General features: G+C 63.7%; 17 protein-coding genes and 1 tRNA gene. 10 read left to right on the top strand and 8 right to left on the bottom strand.

All coding sequences use genetic code 11. The features are described from left to right. Positions 1-88 precede the first annotated feature (88 nt). Positions 89-1,201 (top strand): M23 family metallopeptidase, encoded by a 1,113-nt coding sequence (locus tag V2I08_RS08250; protein ID WP_405053630.1) that lies wholly within the window; start codon positions 89-91, stop codon positions 1,199-1,201. After that, the gene (locus V2I08_RS08245) at positions 1,182-1,559 is read left to right on the top strand and encodes a polymer-forming cytoskeletal protein (RefSeq protein WP_349634672.1); all 378 of its coding nucleotides are present in this window, start codon (positions 1,182-1,184) and stop codon (positions 1,557-1,559) included. Before V2I08_RS08250 ends, V2I08_RS08245 begins: the two co-directional genes overlap by 20 nt. A 180-nt stretch (positions 1,560-1,739) precedes the next feature. On the opposite strand, the gene V2I08_RS08240 is transcribed toward V2I08_RS08245, so the two are convergent. Genes V2I08_RS08240 through V2I08_RS08230 form a run of 3 tightly spaced genes read right to left on the bottom strand, consistent with a single transcriptional unit; the run spans position 1,740 to position 5,114 of the window. Beyond that, positions 1,740-3,248, bottom strand: coding sequence for a YifB family Mg chelatase-like AAA ATPase (locus V2I08_RS08240; protein WP_349634671.1), 1,509 nt, complete (start codon positions 3,246-3,248; stop codon positions 1,740-1,742). Positions 3,249-3,291: 43 nt separating this feature from the next. Continuing rightward, complete coding sequence (locus V2I08_RS08235; RefSeq protein ID WP_349634670.1) at positions 3,292-3,996, bottom strand: RlmE family RNA methyltransferase; 705 nt, start codon at positions 3,994-3,996, stop codon at positions 3,292-3,294. Next, the gene (locus V2I08_RS08230) at positions 3,993-5,114 is read right to left on the bottom strand and encodes a Ppx/GppA phosphatase family protein (protein ID WP_349634669.1); all 1,122 of its coding nucleotides are present in this window, start codon (positions 5,112-5,114) and stop codon (positions 3,993-3,995) included. The genes V2I08_RS08235 and V2I08_RS08230 overlap by 4 nt, the downstream gene beginning before the upstream one ends. A gap of 337 nt (positions 5,115-5,451) precedes the next feature. On the opposite strand from V2I08_RS08230, the gene V2I08_RS08225 reads away from it, so the two are divergent. After that, the gene (locus V2I08_RS08225; RefSeq protein ID WP_349634668.1) at positions 5,452-8,946 is read left to right on the top strand and encodes an autotransporter domain-containing protein; all 3,495 of its coding nucleotides are present in this window, start codon (positions 5,452-5,454) and stop codon (positions 8,944-8,946) included. Between the two features lie 72 nt (positions 8,947-9,018). Here V2I08_RS08225 and V2I08_RS08220 read toward each other — a convergent pair whose 3' ends face one another. The 4 genes from V2I08_RS08220 to yajC all read right to left on the bottom strand — a co-directional run bounded on the left by V2I08_RS08220 (position 9,019) and on the right by yajC (position 12,479). Next, the gene (locus V2I08_RS08220; protein WP_349634727.1) at positions 9,019-9,360 is read right to left on the bottom strand and encodes an Mth938-like domain-containing protein; all 342 of its coding nucleotides are present in this window, start codon (positions 9,358-9,360) and stop codon (positions 9,019-9,021) included. 56 nt (positions 9,361-9,416) lie between these two features. Then, positions 9,417-10,403, bottom strand: a complete 987-nt coding sequence (gene secF, locus V2I08_RS08215; protein ID WP_349634667.1) for a protein translocase subunit SecF — start codon at positions 10,401-10,403, stop codon at positions 9,417-9,419. A 133-nt stretch (positions 10,404-10,536) separates the two neighbouring features. After that, the gene (gene secD, locus V2I08_RS08210; protein WP_349634666.1) at positions 10,537-12,135 is read right to left on the bottom strand and encodes a protein translocase subunit SecD; all 1,599 of its coding nucleotides are present in this window, start codon (positions 12,133-12,135) and stop codon (positions 10,537-10,539) included. A gap of 8 nt (positions 12,136-12,143) precedes the next feature. Next, the gene (gene yajC, locus V2I08_RS08205) at positions 12,144-12,479 is read right to left on the bottom strand and encodes a preprotein translocase subunit YajC (protein ID WP_037472426.1); all 336 of its coding nucleotides are present in this window, start codon (positions 12,477-12,479) and stop codon (positions 12,144-12,146) included. 188 nt (positions 12,480-12,667) lie between these two features. On the opposite strand from yajC, the gene V2I08_RS08200 reads away from it, so the two are divergent. Continuing rightward, positions 12,668-12,744 (top strand) — tRNA-Pro (locus V2I08_RS08200). A gap of 110 nt (positions 12,745-12,854) precedes the next feature. Here the strand turns inward: V2I08_RS08200 and V2I08_RS08195 are convergent. After that, a complete protein-coding gene (locus V2I08_RS08195; RefSeq protein WP_349634665.1) occupies positions 12,855-13,613 on the bottom strand; it encodes a reverse transcriptase domain-containing protein in 759 nt (252 codons plus the stop codon). Between the two features lie 447 nt (positions 13,614-14,060). Between V2I08_RS08195 and rmuC the strand changes: the two genes are divergently transcribed. The 6 genes from rmuC (at position 14,061) to V2I08_RS08165 (ending at position 18,607) form a co-directional block, all read left to right on the top strand. Then, positions 14,061-15,548 (top strand): DNA recombination protein RmuC, encoded by a 1,488-nt coding sequence (gene rmuC, locus V2I08_RS08190; protein WP_349634664.1) that lies wholly within the window; start codon positions 14,061-14,063, stop codon positions 15,546-15,548. Positions 15,549-15,689: 141 nt separating this feature from the next. Continuing rightward, the gene (locus V2I08_RS08185) at positions 15,690-15,818 is read left to right on the top strand and encodes a hypothetical protein (RefSeq protein ID WP_349634663.1); all 129 of its coding nucleotides are present in this window, start codon (positions 15,690-15,692) and stop codon (positions 15,816-15,818) included. 53 nt (positions 15,819-15,871) lie between these two features. After that, on the top strand, positions 15,872-16,501 hold the full coding sequence (locus V2I08_RS08180) for a nicotinate-nucleotide adenylyltransferase (RefSeq protein WP_349634662.1): 630 nt from the start codon (positions 15,872-15,874) through the stop codon (positions 16,499-16,501). A gap of 12 nt (positions 16,502-16,513) precedes the next feature. Then, positions 16,514-16,903, top strand: coding sequence for a ribosome silencing factor (gene rsfS, locus V2I08_RS08175; RefSeq protein WP_349634661.1), 390 nt, complete (start codon positions 16,514-16,516; stop codon positions 16,901-16,903). A 41-nt stretch (positions 16,904-16,944) separates the two neighbouring features. Next, positions 16,945-17,367, top strand: coding sequence for a 23S rRNA (pseudouridine(1915)-N(3))-methyltransferase RlmH (locus V2I08_RS08170; protein ID WP_349634660.1), 423 nt, complete (start codon positions 16,945-16,947; stop codon positions 17,365-17,367). 4 nt (positions 17,368-17,371) lie between these two features. Beyond that, positions 17,372-18,607 carry a peptidoglycan DD-metalloendopeptidase family protein gene (locus V2I08_RS08165; protein WP_349634659.1) on the top strand — a complete coding sequence of 412 codons (1,236 nt, stop codon included), beginning with the start codon at positions 17,372-17,374 and terminating at the stop codon, positions 18,605-18,607. Positions 18,608-18,615 lie beyond the last annotated feature (8 nt).

The raw sequence follows: 18,615 nt of genomic DNA, 5'->3' as shown, positions 1-18,615 counted from the left end.
AGTTACGGGGTCGCCATTGTCGCATCATCGAAAATCGAGGGCCGTCGCTCTCCGGGCACGGCTTGCCGCCTTATGCCCTGAGCGCGAGATTTTCCTTCGCTCAGGTGGCCAGGTCCGGTTCCTGCGTATATCGCGCCGACTTCAACTCACCACGCTGGGCGGCCTGACGGCAGCCCTGGTCGGCTGGGGCGGCGTCACGCTGGCGATGATCGCCAATAGCGCATCGGTAACGCAGGAGCGCGCCGCGCTGGCTGCCAAGGGGCAGTCGATCGCGACGGCCGCGAGCAAGGTAGAGGGCTATCGCCAGTCCGTCGATGATCTGGCCCAGGATCTTGAAGCCCGGCAGGACTTCATGGACACGCTCTACAAGACGCATTTCGGGGGCGATGACGACAAGAGCGCGGACATGGTCGCGCCGACCGCAGCCGAAAAGTCGGACAAGACCGGGGCGCTGACCGCCAAGATCAGCATGGCACCCGAAGCCGCCCCCCTCGTCCGGCTGGAAGAGCGCCAGCGCCGTTTCGCCCTGCTGTTGACCGCCGCTGTCGAAAGACGCGCGGACAAGGCCGCCGCCGCCATCCGCAGCTTCGGCCTTGATCCTGACCAGCTCGCCCGCAGCGCGGCCCGTGCCCAGGGCGGCCCCTTTGTGCCCTGGAACGGCAGCAAGGGGGCCATGACCGGCGAATTGGAACATCTGGCCGATGCGCTGGCGCGGATGGAATTTCTGGAACGCAGCCTGATATCGATTCCGTCGGGCAAGCCCACCATGGCGCCGATGGAAACCAGTTCCTATGGCTACCGCCGTGATCCGTTCAACGGTCACGCCGCCTTCCATGCTGGTATGGATTTCCCCGGTCGTCGCGGTCAGCCGATCCTCGCGGCCGCGCGCGGCAAGATCAGCTATGTCGGCCAGCGGCAAGGCTATGGCAATGTCGTGGAAGTCGATCATGGCAATGGGCTGATGACCCGTTACGCCCATCTGTCACGCTTTGCTGCCAAGGTAGGCCAGGTGGTGGCGCGCGGCGACACGATCGGCGGCATGGGGTCGACCGGCCGGTCGACCGGCACCCATCTCCATTTCGAGGTCCGGCTCAACGACCGGCCCATCAACCCCCGTCGTTTTCTGGAGGCTGCCCAGGATGTTCTCCAAGTCCAGCAAATCGCCAAGGCCCGTTTCGCCGATGTCGGCAACCGGGGCTAAGAACACCCCCTTCTCGCTGATCGGCGGCGACGTCACGATCAGCGGCAATATCAGCGCGTCGGTCGACCTGCATGTCGATGGCGTGGTGGAAGGCGACATTAGCTGCGCCGCATTGGTCCAGGGGGCCGACAGCCGCATCATCGGCCATGTCACGGCCCAGAGCGCGCGGCTCGCAGGCCTCGTCGATGGATCGATCATGGCGGAGGAACTGGTGGTCGAGCGCAGCGCGCGGATCACCGGCGATGTGCGCTATGAGCGGATCACCATTGAGGCGGGAAGCCGGATTGACGGCCATTTTGCCCATAAGGACAATGGGCCTGCCGCCGAACTCAAGCTGATCGCGAACGAGGGCGCTTAACTTCATTTGTCACTGGATACGGGTTCGGCACCATTTTATCCGTCGCATCGTCACCGAGAAGGAGACGACCGACATGGAACGCCCCGATTTCTGGCCCGACATACGCCGTTTTCTCATCGCTTTCGTCGCGAGCGGCACGGTGATCGGCCTCTATACGCTGCTAACGGTCCAGCCGATCCCCTAATTCACCGGCGCGCGGCGGCGATAGCTGAGCGCTTCGGCGACATGCACCCGCCCGACCCGCTCGGCCCCTGCCAGATCGGCGATCGTCCGCGCGACGCGCAACACGCGGGTATAGCCCCGCGCCGACAGCTTCATTGCAGCCGCCGCCTGCGCCAGCAATTGCCGTCCCGCCTCATCCGGACCGGCAAAAGCCTCCAGCGCATCACCATCGACTTCGGCATTGGTCCGCACTTTCGTCCCGGCATAGCGCTTGGTCTGCACATCGCGCGCCGCAGCGACGCGCGCGGCGACCTCGGCCGATCCTTCGGCGGGAGGCGGCAATACCAGATCGGCGGCGCTCACGGCCTGCACCTCGACATGGAGGTCGATCCGATCGAGCAAAGGTCCCGACACCTTCGCCTGATAATCGGCGGCGCAACGTGGCGCGCGCGAGCAAGCCAGCGCGGGATCACCCAGATGGCCGCATCGGCAGGGATTCATCGCCGCGATCAACTGCACCCGCGCCGGGAAGGTGACATGCGCATTGGCGCGGGCGACCGTCACTTCGCCCGTCTCCAGCGGCTGGCGCAGCGAATCGAGCACGGCCCGCTGGAACTCCGGCAACTCGTCGAGGAACAAGACGCCCAGATGCGCCATGCTGACCTCGCCCGGCCGCGCCTTGAGGCCACCGCCGACCAGCGCGGCCATCGACGCGCTATGATGGGGATGGCGGAAGGGCCGCGCCCGGCTGATCCGTCCGCCGTCCAGCGTCCCCGCGACGCTTGCCACCATCGAGGTTTCCAGCGCTTCGGATGGCGTGAGTTCAGGCAATATTCCGGGCAAACACCCGGCCATGAGCGATTTGCCTGCGCCCGGCGGCCCGACCATCAACAGATTATGCCCGCCCGCCGCCGCGATCTCGATCGCGCGCTTGGCGACTTCCTGCCCCTTGACCTGTTTGAGGTCCAGCGTCCGCACGGGGGCTTCTACCGCGCCGGGCTGGGGCGGCGACAGGGCAGACGTGCCCTTGAAATGGTTGAGCAGGCTCAAAAGGTCAGGCCCGGCGACGACTTCGACCTGCCCCGCCCAGGCAGCTTCGGCTCCCTGCGCGACCGGGCAGACCAGCCCCATATCCTGCCCGCCCGCATGCAGTGCCGCCAGCAACACACCAGGCGACGGCGCGGTGCGCCCGTCCAGCCCCAGTTCGCCGACCACGACATAACCCGACAGCGTTTCCGCATCAATCACGCCCATCGCCCCCAGCAGCGCAAGCGCGATCGGCAGGTCGAAATGCGATCCTTCCTTGGGCAGGTCGGCGGGCGAGAGATTGACGGTAATCCGCTTGGGCGGCAGCGACAGGCCGATGGCGGCGATCGCATTGCGCACCCGCTCGCGGCTTTCGGCCACCGCCTTGTCGGGCAGTCCCACGACGATGAAGTTAGGAAGGCCGGGGACAAGCTGGCACTGCACCTCGACGGCCCGCGCTTCCAGCCCCAGATAGGCGACCGTCGATACCGTTGCGACCAAGTGACCCCCGCTTCCTATTTCGCGCCCACCAGCCTACAGGCCGCTATTCTTCTACAGGATCGCCCGCCCGGTCGCGCACGGGTTCGTCGGGTCGCCCCTTGAACCCCTGCGCCACGACATACCATTCCACGCTACCCTTGCGGCTGGCGGGGGGCTTGGCGTGCTTGATCGTCGTGAAATTCTTCTTGAGCAGGACCAGCAACTCGCCATCGGTGCCCCCGGCAAACACCTTGGCGACGAACGTCCCGCCCTTGCGCAGATTTTCGACCGCGAACCAGGCGGCCGCCTCGACCAGTCCCATCGTGCGGAGATGATCGGTCTGCGCATGGCCCACCGTATTGGCCGCCATGTCGGAAATGATGAGATCCGGCGCATCGCCCAGCGCTTCGCGCAGCATATCGGGCGCCTTGTCGTCCATGAAGTCCATTTCGAACAGGGTTACCCCCTCGATCGGATCGACGGGCAGCAGGTCGATGCCGACGACCTTGGCTTTGGGCGCCAGCTTGCGCACCACCTGCGACCAGCCGCCCGGTGCTACGCCCAGGTCAACGACCGCGCGCGACCCCTTCACGAAATGGAATTTCTCGTCCAGTTCGATCAGCTTGAACGCGGCACGGCTGCGCCACCCTTCCGCCTTCGCCTTGCGCACATAGGGGTCGTTCAGATGGCGTTCGAGCCAGCGAACCGATTGCGCGGTCCTGCCCTTGGCGCTTTTGACGCGCACCTTGCCTGCGCCTGCGCCCCTCACATCACTCTCCCGTCGCGGTCCATCAGCCCGCGCAATATGCCTTCGCGAATGCCGCGATCCGCCACGCCCAATCGCGCGGCGGGCCAGATGTCGAGGATCGCCTCCAATATGGCGCACCCCGCCACCACCAGATCGGCGCGCTCGGTGCCGATGCAGGGAAGCTGCTGCCGCTCCGCCAGCGTCATGGTGGAAAGCCGCTCCGATATCGCGCGCATCGATTCGCACGGCACGATCAGCCCGTCGATCACCTGCCGGTCATAGCGCGGCAGGTTCAGATGCACGCTGGCCAGCGTCGTCACCGTCCCCGACGTGCCGAGCAGGCGGATATCCTCCGCGCCCTGCGGCAGGCGACAGGCCAGCGGGGCAAAGGCTTCGCTTACCCGTGCGCGCATCCGGTCATAGGCGGCCAGCCGCGCGTCCCGGTCGCCATGGTCGAACGCCTCGCTCTCGGTCAGCGACACCACGCCCCAGGGCGCGCTCACCCAATCGACTATCCGCGGCGCGCCAGCCGATCCGTTCGAATCGACCAGCACCAATTCGGTCGATCCCCCGCCAATGTCGAAGATCAGGGCCGGACCATTGCCGGGTTCCAGTAGTGCGTGGCAGCCCAGTACCGCCAGCCGCGCCTCCTCCTGCGCGCTGATGATATCGAGCGCGATGCCCGTCTCGCGGTAGACGCGCTGGATAAAGTCCGTACCGTTGGACGCCCGGCGACAGGCTTCGGTCGCAACCGAGCGCGCCAGCGTCACATGACGGCGGCGCAGCTTGTCGGCGCAGACGGACAGCGCGGCAATGGCGCGATCAATCGCGGCGTCGCTGATCCGCCCGGTCGAAGCCAGCCCTTCGCCCAGCCGCACGATCCGCGAAAAGGCGTCTACTACAATGAACCCGTCCGCCGACGGCTTGGCGATCAGCAAACGGCAATTATTGGTGCCAAGGTCGATGGCGGCATAGGATCGCCGCTCACGCGCGCCATGCGGCGCAATGCCCCGCGATGGTGACGGGGGAGGAATGGCCGCAGCCTTGCTCCCATTGCCCGGACCGGATCGGACACGCTTGCCCGAAAAACCGCCGGTCGGACCGGAACTCTGCGGCGATGGGCGGCTCTGCTGCACCATGCCGAAACTCTCTTCTGTTTTTCGCCAGCCTCGTGGGGAGGCCGGAACTTGTCACCATGCTTAAGCGGATCAGCGCGGATGCGCAAGGGATGCCCGCCTGCATCGAAAAGCTGTACCGGATTAAAGTTAACAGCCATTGTCATTAAGTAGCGCGCCCGGTCTTCCCAATAGCGCACCCTCAAAAATGACGCATTTGCGCTGTTCTACTAGGAAAAATCTGCGACATTGCGTGGCGATGTGACCTTTTTGAAACATAAGGCAATTTTCGCGCATTGCCTCATTGTGTTCGTCTTGTTGCTGACATAGCTTCCCCTCAGGTCTTTGGGGAGTTACCATCATGCACATTCGTAAGAATGGCGTGCGCATGCTTGCGCGCGCCGGTCGTACAGGCCTTCTGGCATCGGCCGCCGTCGCCGCCTTGAGCTTTGCACCGCTGGCCCATGCCGTCGTGCCGAACGACAGCAAAAGCCCGTCCGACATTGTAGATGGCAGCGACGTCAACGGCGTCGGCATCATGTATCGGGCCGATGGCTTCGTCTGCACCGGCACGCTGATCAATCCGCGCACCGTCATTTTTGCCGCTCACTGCGTCAACGACCTCGACACGCCCGATTACAGCACCGTCAATGGCGGCGTTCCAGTGGCGTTCGCCTTTCAGAACAACGCCCGCCCTGGCCTGATCGACTGGCTGAGCAACGGCTTTCAGACCAACACGGCTTTAAGCGTCTATAACGTCAACAATATTGCCTATCACCCCGACTCGCTCGATCCGCCAGCACTAAGCTTCCTCTATGGCGACGTGGCCATGGCGACGCTCGATATGCCGGCGGCCGACGTACCGACCTGGACCATGCTCTTTTCCGCCCTGTCCGCGCCCTCGGCCATCAGCGAAACATCGGGCACCGGCTATCATGTGACCATCACCGGCTATGGCCGCAGCGGCAGCGGCACGACGGGTAATAGTTTCGGCATCGACTTCCGCCGCAAGACCGCTGAAAACTTCTTGGGTATGCTTGGGTCGCTCGACGATATCGATGCGTTTCTGTTCGGTGATGCCGGGGGCTATACCCAGAATCTCTATCACACCGACTTTGATGATCCGACCCGCGAAAATCCGTTCGATTTCAACCTATTCAAGGACGATGCGCTGCCCAACGAAGGCAGCACGGCAGGCGGCGATTCGGGTGGCCCCCTGGTGCTGGACCAGGCCTTCGACGAAAAGACGATCATCGGCGTGCTGTCGGGCGGCAGCCGTTATTTCCTTGGACAGCCGCAAAGCTCCTATGGCGGCTCATCCTTCTACCAGCCGCTCTATCTGTTCTGGGACTGGATCGCGCAGAACAACCCCTATCGCTACGCCACTGCCAAGGCAGGCGACGGTCTGTGGAGCGACCCGACCCATTGGGTGACCGCGCTCGATCCCAATTATCGGGTTATCGACAGCAATGGCGCGCTAGTGAACGGCATTCCCACGACGCCGGGCGCAGGCGCGTTCGGGCAGGACAGCGCCCAGAAATTCGGCCAGATCTGCTACCAGCCCAATTATGAGGTGGCGGATATTTGCTATGATGTCGGCACCGACACGCTGATCGTCGATGGCGAACCTGTCGTTGCGGAAGCGGCAGGCACAACCACCGGCGCAACCGTGGTCAGTAACAATAAGGGCAAGGTGGAGATCGCCGAACGCAGCCCCAACGCTGAAAATGTTACCCTGCTGAGCGGCGCAATCCATGAAGCACAGGTGCAAGACGTCGGCCCTGCGGTGCTGCCCGCACCCACCCTCGCCAATGGCCTGCCCGGCGCGACCAGCTTCGTACCCAACAATATCGACCCGCTCGCCTCGCAAGGAGTGATCGGCCGCTATTATGACGTGACGCTCAGCGCCAATGGCAAGACGACGCTGGATATGGACGCCACCGTCGATCGGTTCACCATTGCGGGCACTGGCGCTACGCTCGATGTCACGGCGGCCGGATCGCTGACCAGTCTGATGGACATTGCTCACCTCGCCGGCGTCGTGAATGTCGATGGCATGGTCCAAACGCCGGGCGACTATTTCCTGATGACCGGGCTTTTGTCCGGCAAGGGAACAGTGCGCGCGCCCTATTTCACCAATGTCCTGGGCACGATCGCCCCCGGTGGCGTCGGCACGATCGGCACGCTCAAAATTGAGGGCAATGCGTTGCTCTCGTCAGGCAGCACGCTCCAGATCGATCTGGGTGCCAATGGCGTGTCGGATGTACTTGCGGTCCGGGCGACGCAGTTCGTCGAATCCGATGACAATGGCGGGAGCGAAAGCGCACCGACGGGCGATGGCCAGGGCAATGGCGAAGATAATCAGGCGCAGGCCTCCGCAGTCGCAGCCATCACCGCCGCTCAGGCCGATGGCGATGTCTCGCTGCTTGCGGCGGGTGATCCCATCAACGGCATCGCCGCGCTCGGCGGGCGCGTGGTTTTTGGTGCCGCGACCGGCACCAAAATCCGCTACGGCAATAGCTACACCTTCCTGACCGCCGAAGGCGGCATCGACGGCAGCTTTGCGACGCCGACCAACTTGTCGGCGGTGTTGAAGCCGGTTTTATTCTATGGTCCCAACAGCGTCAGCGTGCGGATCGACGCGGGCCTCTATGCCGACGTCGTCAACCGCGCTGCGCCGAACCAGACCAGCTTTGCCCAGTTGCTCGACCAGAATCGGCCGCTCTATGCCAACTATGCCAATCTCTATGGCGAGGCCGATCTGCTGAGCGTTGCCGGAGTCCAGGCAACCTTCGAGGCGATGGCACCGCGCACAGAAACGCTCAAGACCTCCATGGCCGAAGTGTTGAACGACAATATGGCGCGCTTCTATCGCGACCGGCTGACGAAGCTCGATGGCGGGGCGATGGGTGGCACGCTGACCATGACCGGCCAGCCGCTGCAACTGGCCGCCGCCAGTCTCAACAATATCGACCTTGGCATGGCGCAGGGTGGCGGCGGCGACACCACCGTCCGCGAAGGTGTGCTGCCTGAAGATGTCAGCGCCTTCCTGGCGGGCGGCTATATCGACGGCGACAGCGCGCCGATGCGGACCGCCACCCCGCTTGGCCGCGACCAGTTCGATGGCTGGTATATGGCCGTCGGCATCGAAAAGGCGTTTGGCGACAATGGCGTTGTCGGCCTCTCAGCCTCCTTCAGCGAATTGAAGGGCAATACCGGGGCCAATGACTGGGGCCGCGCCCGTCTCTATCAGGGCACCGTCTATGGCGCGTTCGATCTGGGCGGCCTCAAACTGGATGCGGTCGGCAGTGCAGGTACGATGGCGACACGCTCACGTCGCTCCTTCGCGGTCGGCATCACCCCCTACACCCTCTATGGCAGCGACCAGGAACTGGCCCTGTCGGGTGAGTTGGGCGTCAGCAAGGCGTTGGGCAGCGATGCGTTCAGTATCGTTCCCCGCGCATCGATACGCGGTGCCTATATCAGTTCGGGCAATCTCGCCGAATATGGCGGTGATGCCGCTTTGGTCATCGAGCGCCATGCCATCCGTAGTGCGCAGGGTCGTCTGGGTGCCACGGTCAAGGCGGACACGGGCGGTATCAAACCTTACCTCACGGCCAATTATGTCCATGAGTTCAACGACCAACCCGCCTTCTTCCTCGCCAATCTGGTTGGCGGCACCGGCAGCCTCGCGCCCTTCGCGCTGGGGGGATCGGACAAGAATTGGGGCGAAGTCGGCGGTGGCCTGACCATCCGGGCTGGCTCCGTGGACCTCAACCTCACCGCCGACACGACCGTCTGGCGCAAGGATATCAGCTATCAAAGCTATCGAGCGGGCGTGAAGATCCGCTTCTGATCCACGCCATGCACCAACGAAAAGGGCCGCCCCATCATCGGGCGGCCCTTTTTGTGTCCGCAATCGCGCGTTTCAGAGCGGCAGCAGCGCCGCGACGATCGACCGTTCTTCGGCCCGCAGCACCCCCCAGGCGCGCGCCGCGGCCCGGCTGTCCATCGCCTCCACGCCGACTCCCTTGGCCTCCAGTTCGCGAACAAAGGCGCGCGGTGGCTGGCGTAGCCCGGCCCCTGTACCAAGCAGCAGGAATTCGGGACGCGGATCGCTGTCCAGCAGGTCGCCCAACGCCGCCAGCGTCAGCGCCTCTATCGTCGGCGCATCATCCCAGGCCATCGCCCGCGTGGGGCTGAGCAACAGACCGTTCGGAAACAGATCGTCGCGCACGCGGAAACCGCGCCCGGCAAAGCCGGTGACGATCGGCCCCTGCCCGCTCTCGTCGCGGCGCAATTCTATCCCTATGCGCTTGTCGCCGCTCAGGGCTTCGCCCCGTCATCGCGCGGCCCGACGCGCTCCGCCTGCGCGGCAAGATTGGCCTTGGCCGCCTTCTTCTCCGACGACATCGGCGAGAGGCCCAACGAGATCAGCAGCGAAGAGGAGACATAGACCGACGAATAAGTGCCAACGATGATGCCCAGCATCATCGCCGCCGTGAAGCCGCGCAGCACATGGCCACCGAACAACAGCAATGCGCCCAGTGCCAGCATGATCGTCACCGACGTCATCACCGTGCGCGGCAGCGTCTCATTGACCGACAGGTCGATCAGCGATTTCATGTCCATCTTGCGATATTTGCGCATATTTTCGCGGATGCGATCGTCGATCACCATCTTGTCGTTGATCGAATAGCCCACGATCGTCAGCACGGCCGCGACGATATTGAGGTCGAACTCCAATTGCGTCACCGCAAAGAAGCCCAGCGTCATCAGCACGTCGTGGACGATCGCGACGAACGTCGACACGCCAAATTGCCATTCATAGCGGAACCAGGAGAAGATCGCGATGCCGATGATGGCGAGCAGCACCGCCAATATGCCGTTGCGGATCAACTCGCCCGACACCTTGCCCGACACCGTGTCGTAGCGCGAGAAGGTGACGCCGGGAAATTGCGCCGACATGGCGTTGCGGGTCTTTTCAACCACCGCATTGGCCGCGCCCGCCCCGCCCTGGTCGGGCAGAGGCAAACGGATCTGCACCGTCTTGGGATCGCCGAACTGCTGGAGCGAGCTTTCGCCCACGCCCAGCCTGCCGATGGTCGCACGCACCTTGTCGGTTTCGACATTTTGCGGGAATTTCGCCTCGATCATCAGGCCGCCGACAAAGTCGACGCCCAGATTGAGACCCCGATAGGCCGTCGCGCTGACCGCCAGCACCGTCAACAGGGCCGTGAGCGCAAACGCCCACTTCCGCATCGCGACGAAGCCGATATTCGTATTATCGGGGACGAGCTTTAGAAGTTTCATGCGCTAAGACCTAATACCGTTCGGGCTGAGCGAAGTCGAAGCCCCTGTCTGAGCGGAGGCGAAGACACCTCGCTATGCTCGGTGGTGCCCTTCGACAAACGCAGGGCGAACGGAAGGAGGGGTGTCACCTCGATCATATATGGATGTCCGTCGGCCGGGTGCGGCGCACCCAGTTGGCGACGACCATGCGGGTGAAGGTGACGGCGGTGAACACGCTGGTCGCAATGCCGATCAGCAGCACGATGGCAAAGCCCTTGACCGGCCCCGACCCCAGCGCCAGCATGATCCCGCCTGCAATGGCATGGGTCACGTTCGCCTCGAAAATGGTGCGGCTGGCTTCCTTATAGCCATGTTCGATCGCCTGGACGACATTGCGCCCGCGCCGCCGCTCTTCGCGAATCCGTTCATAGATCAGCACGTTGGCGTCGACCGCGGTGCCGATCGTCAGCACGAACCCGGCAATGCCGGGCAGCGTCAGCGTCGCCCCCAATATGCCCATCACGCCCAGGATGACTGCCACATTGATGGCAACGGCCAGATTGGCATACATGCCGAACCGACCATAGCTCAGGAACATGAAGATCGCGACCGCAACCACCGCGATGATCGACGCGATCAGGCCCGCGCGAATCGAATCCGCCCCCAGCCCCGGTCCGACCGTGCGTTCCTCGACGACCGCCAGCGCGACCGGCAATTTACCGGACCGCAGCGCGATCGCCAGTTGGTTGGCGCTTTCGACCGTGAAATTGCCGCTGATCTGTGCGCTGCCGCCCAGGATCGGCTCATTGATATTGGGTGCCGACAGCACTTTACCGTCCAGAATGATCGCAAAGGGGCGATTGACATTTTGCGACGTGACCTGGCCGAATTTACGGCCACCCGCACTGTTGAAGCGGATGTTGACGATCGCCTGGTTATTCTGGTCATAGCCTTGCGTCGCGTCGGTCAGATCCTCGCCCGACACCATCACCTGCCGCCGGACCGCGATCAGCGGCACGCCCGACGGATTGTCGAGATAGGGCAGCACTTCACTGCCCACCGGCGCGCGGCCCTGCGCCACTTCGGAGGGGTTGGCGGTCGTATCGACCAGCTTGAATTCCAGCTTGGCGGTCTGCCCCAGCAAATCCTTGAGCGCCTGCGGGTCCTGAAGGCCGGGCACCTGCACCACGATGCGGTTGCTGCCCTGCTGCTGGATCGTCGGCTCGCGCGTGCCCATTTCGTCGATGCGCTTGCGGATCACTTCGGTCGCGACTTCCATCGCGCTCTTGACCGCATTGTCGATGCCCGCATTGGTCGGCGTGATCGTGATGGTGGAGCTGTTGACCACCGCCACGTCGAAATCGCGCTGGCCGGTCAGCCCCGCGCCCTGCGTCAGCGGGCGGATGCGCTCGACGGCGGCATCCACTTGCGCCGGATCGCGCACCATGAAGCTCAGCTTCCCGTCACGGCTGGAGATATCGCCGATCGCGATGCGCGGGTCAGCCCGGCGCAGTTCGGTGCGAACCTGCTCCTCCATATTGACGAGCCGCTGCTTGGCGACATCCTGGGTCGAGGCTTCGAGCAGCAGATGACTGCCGCCCGACAGGTCGAGACCAAGATTGACCCGCGTCTGCATGAAACCGGGCAGCCGGGCTACAGCCGAATCGGGCAGGAAGCTCGGCACCGCGCACAGCACACCAATCAACAGGGGCAGGATGATCGCGATCACCGCCGCACGCGAGAAATTGAGCATCGTTGGGGTCAGTCGTTCGCGGGCTTGGCAGTGGTCGGGTCGATCACGTCGGTCAGGGTCGACTTGACCGCCTTGACCTTCATGTTCGGTGCCAGTTCGACATCGGCATAGATGTCATCGACGCGCACGACCTTGCCGATCAGGCCGCCGCCGGTGACGACCTGGTCACCCTTCTTCACCGCGTCGATCTTGGCCTTATGCTCCTTCATCTTCTTTTGCTGCGGACGGATCAGCAGGAAATAGAAGACCACGAAGATCAGGACCAGCGGTGCCATCTGCACCAGGATTCCGGCGCCGGAGGCTTCCCCGCCAGCGGTCTGGGCAAAGGCTGTCGATATGAACATGAGTGGGACTTTCGCCTATATGTCAGTTGGCCGCGCAACGCATGGGAGCGCCCGCCTATCAAGGCCGGGCGGCTACCACAGATGCAAGGGCGGAGGCAATATGATTAGGGAATCGTCAGCGGCCGCCAAAAGCCCGCATCGAATCCCTTGCAACTTGCCCAAACCCCTTCTAAAGGCGCTCCTCCGGTCGGGACGTAGCGCAGCCTGGTAGCGCATCACACTGGGGGTGTGGGGGTCGGAGGTTCGAATCCTCTCGTCCCGACCAAGATTTTCGGAAAAGCAATGGTTTAGCGAACATCCACTGACAGCGTCAGTGGCGCCCATTAGCTTCATCTAACGCATGTCTAACAGCGCCGCCGACAACACCCAAGATCGCTACGGAACGAGCTTGGTAAGCTGGCCTTGATTCACGCTCGCAACATATCCGTATATGCCATGCTGCTGATATTCATTCCCTTCAAGGAATGCCTCTTCCAGCTTATCCATACGCTCAGGGATGATAGCCATCGCCCCAGAGCCAAACTCAATATTGAAGCTTGTCACGACCGCTGACGCGGGCTGCGTTTTCTCTGGATTGAAAGCAAATCCCGCCAGATCGGCGGCATCAGTCAGTTGGGCGATTGCCGTGCCAACCATCGCCTCGCTGTCACCTGAGACTGTAATGTCATCCATATATACGGTTACGGCCACTCCCTCTCTCCTGAGACGCTCAATACACCGACCAAGAGCGGAATGCGCCAACACGAGAGAGGCGATAAGCGGCGATTGCACAAAGCCAAAGGGGACGCTGAACGACCTAGCGGGAGGGACCTTATCGACTGTGCTATCGCAAGCGATTTCCCATGCCTCGCTTTGGGTGAAGCCGAGCCTCTTCACCGACCTGAAAATCTTGCTACGGCTGATTTGATCAAAGAAACGAAGCAGGTCCAACGACGCCACCCAAGGTGCATTATGATGCATTCTCACCGCAGCGACGTGCCCACCATCACGCAGATGGAAGAAGTTCTTGGGCGCTGCCCAACGCATTTCCACGTCGCGTTTAATCTCACCGCCGCGTGCCCGACCGTTATTCGTGGGAACGTAAACGCGAGTACCCGGCTTTAACTGGAAATGATGGCCGTATAAATTTCGCATCGTAGTTGGTGACCTCGCCCAGGATCTTCATGAGCCAATACGCACCTTTCAGCACGTTAGCCAGAATACCCGAGGCGAGGCCACAGTAACGAACGAAACGAAGTTTCATCTTCATAACCGTGGGTCCTTCACACTACCCTCGGCTGCCTTGCGCTTTCGCGCCAGTCACCAACCAAAGCAGCATCATGGTCAACTGTTATGCAGTCACCCATGTTGCTCCGAAGCAGTCTCCCGGATATTCCAAGTCGCCGCCGTGAAGAACCTCATACCGAGGGATTGCTAATGTGGGACGCAGCCGAAACAACTTCAAGCCTCCATTTTTCGGAAATTTTCATTTTGGACCAGTTGCAACCTACGCCCGCCCGCATAGCCAATCATGCCCCCATCCCCCTTGCCCCCACCCCCTCCCCCCGCTAAGTTCCCTTTTCGTTCTGCAAAGGGAAATTTATGGACAGCCTTTCCGCCCTTCTAATTCTGGTCGCATTGCTCGTCGGGCTGGCGGTGGGGTGGCTGTTGCGCGGGCGGATGCTGGCACCCTTGGCGGCGGAGAAGGCAGACCTTGCCGCGCGGCTGGAAGTCGCCAGTGCGCAGCGCAACGGCGCGATCGCCGAATTGGCGGTGGAGCAGGAGCGGGTGGCGCAGGCGCAAGCGCAGATCGCCCGGCTCGACGCCGCGCAGGTTGCCTCAGCACAGCGCATCGACGCGATCCAGGCCAGTGCGCAGCAGCGTTTCGAGGCGGCGCAGGCAGAGCGCGAGGCGGCCCTGCGCGAACTCGCCGCGCTCCAGTCCGATACCCAGGCGCGCGCCGAAGCCTTCGAAGCGCAGATCGCCGCGCTCAAGGATGCCAAGGAACAACTTTCCGCCCAGTTCAGCGAGATTGGCGGCAAGCTGCTGGGCGAGGCGCAAAAGACGTTCCTCGACCGTGCCGACCAGCGTTTTGCGCAGGCGAACGAGAAGAGCGAGGCGCAATTGAAGACGTTGCTCTCGCCCGTCGAAACCACGCTCAAACGCTATGAGGAGGGATTGCAGCGGGTCGAAAAGGACCGTGTGGGCAGCTATGCCGAACTGCGCGAAGCCGTGCAGCAGGTACATGTCGGCCAGGGTCAGGTGCGCGAAGAGACCGCCAAGCTGGTCAATGCGCTGCGCGCCGCGCCCAAGACGCGCGGCCGCTGGGGTGAACAGCAGTTCAAGAATCTGATCGAGGCCGCCGGCCTGTCGGCCCATGTCGATTTCAGCGAGGAAGTATCGGTTACGGTCGAAGACGGCCGGTTGCGCCCCGACTTCATCATCAACCTGCCCGGCGACCAGCAGATGGTGGTCGACGTCAAATGCTCGCTTGTCGCCTATCTGAACGCCGTCGATCAGGTCGATTCGGCATTGCGCGACGCGCATATGGCCGACCATGCCCGCGCGATGCGCACCCATGCCGACGCGCTGGGGCGCAAGGCCTATTGGGAACAGTTCGACAAGGCGCCCGACTTCGTCATCATGTATGTGCCGGGCGACAATTTCGTCACCGCCGCATTGGAAGCGGACATGGACCTGTGGGAGCGCGCCGCGCGCAACCGCGTCATCATCTGCGGTCCGTCCACCTTCCTGCCGCTCGCCCGGACGCTCGCCAGCCAGTGGCGGCAAGCGAAATTGCAGGATCAGGCGCGCGAAGTCGCCGAACTGGGCAAGCAGCTATACGAACGCCTCGCCGCCGCCGCCGGATCGCTCAAGAAATTGGGCAATCGGCTCCATGGCGCGGTCGGGGATTACAACGCCTTCGTCGGCAGTTTCGAGGGCCGGGTATTGGTGACCGGGCGCAAGCTGCGCGACCTCAATATCGAGACCGGCGGCAAGGAACTGGACGAGCTTGGCCCGGTCGAGGCGCTGGTCCGCGAGCCCGCATCGCCCGAAGCGCTGCGCGCCCTGTCCGACGCAGCGGAATAGCGCTAGGGAACCAACCACCCTCCGCCTGCGTCTCTTCTGTATGAAGCCTTGAAAATCAAAGCCGTAAGGGTTGAGAGACAAGGGTCGGAGACTATCATGTGGAAGCGATTGATCTTTAGGCGTGCGCCCCCGTCGCGCCCGGTGCCTGTCGAACCGGACATGCCGCGCCGGTCGAGGCCGCTTGAGGCCGACCATCCCTTTGCCGACCTCATCGCCAAACTGGATCGCATCCCCTATCCCATGCCGCATAAGGCGGCGCTCAGCCGCTAAGGCGCGCTGCCCGTCTCTTGCCCCCCTGCTTCTCCGCTGGCATGGCAAGAGCCATGACAAAGATCGGCCTGCTGGGCGGCTCCTTCAATCCGGCACATGGCGGCCACCGCGCCATTTCACTGTTCGCGGCACAGGCGCTCGGTCTGGACGAGGTCTGGTGGCTCGTTTCGCCCGGTAATCCGCTCAAGCCGCGCGCGGGCATGGCCCCGCTCCCCGCCCGCCTCGCCCACGCCCGGCAAGTCGCCCGCCGCGCGCCGATTCGCGCCACCGCTATCGAGGCGCATCTTGGCACCCGCTACACCATCGACACGCTCCACGCGCTGGCGCAACGCTATCCCAAAAACCGCTTCATCTGGCTGATGGGTGCCGATAATCTGGCGCAATTTAGCGATTGGCGCGACTGGCGTGGCATTGCCCGGCAAATGCCCATTGCCGTGATCGCCCGTCCGGGCTATGATAGCAGTGCCCATGGCTCTGCGGCCATGAGCTGGCTGCGGCGCTTCGTCCGGTCCCCGCGCCAGAGTGCAGACTGGACGAATTGGAGACCACCGGCGCTCGTGCTTTTGCGCTTTCGCCCTGATCCAAGATCGGCGACCCTGCTTCGGCAGGCGGACCCCCTCTGGCATCGCGAATATGAAACATCGTGTGTGCGAGATTCGCTCACGCGCCGGTTAGTGATCTAGAATGGAGCCTTTTTGACCAGACCTCATCCCGCCAACGACACGGCCGCATCGGCCGATACCGTGGCCGCCCTGCACGCCCTCGTCATGCAGTCGCTCGACGACGACCAGGCGCAGGAAACCATCTCCATCCCCCTCGAAGGCAAGAGCAGCATCGCCGACTATATGGTGATCGCCAGCGGTCGTTCGTCGCGCCAGGTCGCGGCGATCGCCCAGCATCTGGCTGAACGGATCAAGAAGGAAACCGGCCGTTCGGCACGGGTCGAAGGGCTGCCGGTCGCTGACTGGGTGCTGATCGACGCGGGCGACGTGATCGTTCACCTGTTCAAGCCCGAAGTGCGCAGCTTCTACAATCTGGAACGCATGTGGGGCTTTGTCGATGCGCCGGTCGCCGGTACAGCCTGAAGCCTTCGACAGTCGAGCGGTGACAGGCTAGGGGGAGCACCATGCTCCTCCACATCATCGCGCGCGGAAAAATAGGGCGATCGCCCGAAGCCGATCTGGTTGACCGCTATGTCAAGCGATTGACCATGCCGCACAAGATCACCGAAATGCCCGACCGGGGCGGCAAGCTGCCGCCTGCCGCGCCCGGCGCCGTGACGGTGATGCTCGATGAAAAGGGACGGCAGCTTGGCTCGATGGCGTTCGCCCGGCGGCTGGAAGGCTGGCGCGACGCGGGCACCCGCGAATGCCGCTTCCTGATCGGCGCGGCGGATGGCTTCGACGATGCCGACCGGGCCAATGCCGACCTTCTGATCGCTTTTGGCGCAATGACCTGGCCGCATATGATGGCCCGCGCGATGCTGGCCGAACAATTGTGGCGCGCCTGCTCCATCCTTGCCAATCACCCCTATCATCGCGAAGGATAGCCGCGTGAAGCGGGGGACGATCATCAGCGGCGCACTGTGCGGCTTTTTGGCGCTGGCCGCCACGCGCCTGACGGCTGCCGATGACGGGGCGATCATTCTGCCCGGCACGGCTGGCACCACGCTGGCGCAGGAACAGGCAGCGCTCAAGGCCGCCCGCCGCCAGTCGGACGAAGCGCGTGATCGCTCCGCCCGGCTGGAGCAACAGGCCAGTGCCGCGCGCGACGACGCCGAACAGGCCCGCCGCCGCGCCGCCGCCACCGCCGCCCGCATCCAGCAGGCCGAGGCGGACATTCAGGCGGCCCAGGCCCGCATCGCCATCATCACGCGGATGCAACGGACACAGGCTGCGCGGCTGGCAGCCCGTCAGGAGCCGGTTGTGCGCCTGACCGCCGCGCTTCAAATGATGGCCCGCCGCCCGATGGCACTAACGCTGGTGCAACCCGGATCAATCACCGACGCGGTCCATATGCGCGCGGTGCTGGGGCAGATATTGCCCGTCATCCAGCAACGCACGGCAGGCCTGCGGGCCGAACTCGCCCGCAGCCGCGCCCTGCGCGCCACCGCGCAGCAGGCTGCCGGTGCGCTGACACAGGCGCAGGCCGACCGCCGTCAACGCCAGGCCGCGCTCGCCACGTTGGAAACGCAAAAGCGCGTCGCCGCGCGTGATTATCGTGCCAATGCCGGGCTGGAGAGCGAACGCGCGCTGGCGCTTGGCGAACGCGCCCGCGACATCGTCGATCTGATGGACCGGCTGGAGCAAGCGGGCGACCTGCGCGAACGACTCGCCGCCCTCCCCGGCCCGCTGCTTCGCCCCGATCGCCCCGATCAGGTCGGCGCACCCCAGCCCGAAACCACCCGCGCGGCCAGCGGCCCCCCACCCTACCGCCTGCCCGTCATCGGCCAGCTCGTCACCGGCATGGGCGAAGTCAATGACGGCGGCGTGCGATCACGCGGCCTCAGCCTCGTGACACAACCCGGCGCCCAGACCGTCGCGCCGACCGCAGGGCGCGTTGCCTTTGCTGGCCCCTATCGCGGCTATGGTCAGATATTGATCATCGACCATGGCCAAGGCTGGACCACGCTGATCACCGGCCTGCACCGGGTTACCGCACAAGTCGGCGACACGGTGCGGCAGGGCGACCCCGTCGGCATCACCGGCCAGGGCCGCCCGACGGTGACGATCGAACTACGCCGCAATGGGCGTCCGGTAGACATCGTACCTCTGGTGGGTTTGGGGTGAGGAATCCC

It is taken from the genome of Sphingobium sp. MK2, assembly GCF_040170545.1.
In the GTDB taxonomy this organism is placed as follows: Bacteria; Pseudomonadota; Alphaproteobacteria; order Sphingomonadales; family Sphingomonadaceae; genus Sphingobium.
The sequence above is the reverse complement of the archived record's forward strand: the minus strand, read 5'-3'. Positions and strand labels throughout refer to the sequence as shown.

Coding starts and splice junctions, on each gene's coding strand:
- V2I08_RS08245 (WP_349634672.1), top strand. CDS start 1,182: ATGTCGGCAACCGGGGCTAAGAACACCCCCTTCTCGCTGATCGGCGGC.
- V2I08_RS08230 (WP_349634669.1), bottom strand. CDS start 5,114: ATGGTGCAGCAGAGCCGCCCATCGCCGCAGAGTTCCGGTCCGACCGGC.
- V2I08_RS08225 (WP_349634668.1), top strand. CDS start 5,452: ATGCACATTCGTAAGAATGGCGTGCGCATGCTTGCGCGCGCCGGTCGT.
- secF (WP_349634667.1), bottom strand. CDS start 10,403: ATGAAACTTCTAAAGCTCGTCCCCGATAATACGAATATCGGCTTCGTC.
- secD (WP_349634666.1), bottom strand. CDS start 12,135: ATGCTCAATTTCTCGCGTGCGGCGGTGATCGCGATCATCCTGCCCCTG.
- yajC (WP_037472426.1), bottom strand. CDS start 12,479: ATGTTCATATCGACAGCCTTTGCCCAGACCGCTGGCGGGGAAGCCTCC.
- V2I08_RS08195 (WP_349634665.1), bottom strand. CDS start 13,613: ATGCGAAATTTATACGGCCATCATTTCCAGTTAAAGCCGGGTACTCGC.
- rmuC (WP_349634664.1), top strand. CDS start 14,061: ATGGACAGCCTTTCCGCCCTTCTAATTCTGGTCGCATTGCTCGTCGGG.
- V2I08_RS08180 (WP_349634662.1), top strand. CDS start 15,872: ATGACAAAGATCGGCCTGCTGGGCGGCTCCTTCAATCCGGCACATGGC.
- V2I08_RS08170 (WP_349634660.1), top strand. CDS start 16,945: ATGCTCCTCCACATCATCGCGCGCGGAAAAATAGGGCGATCGCCCGAA.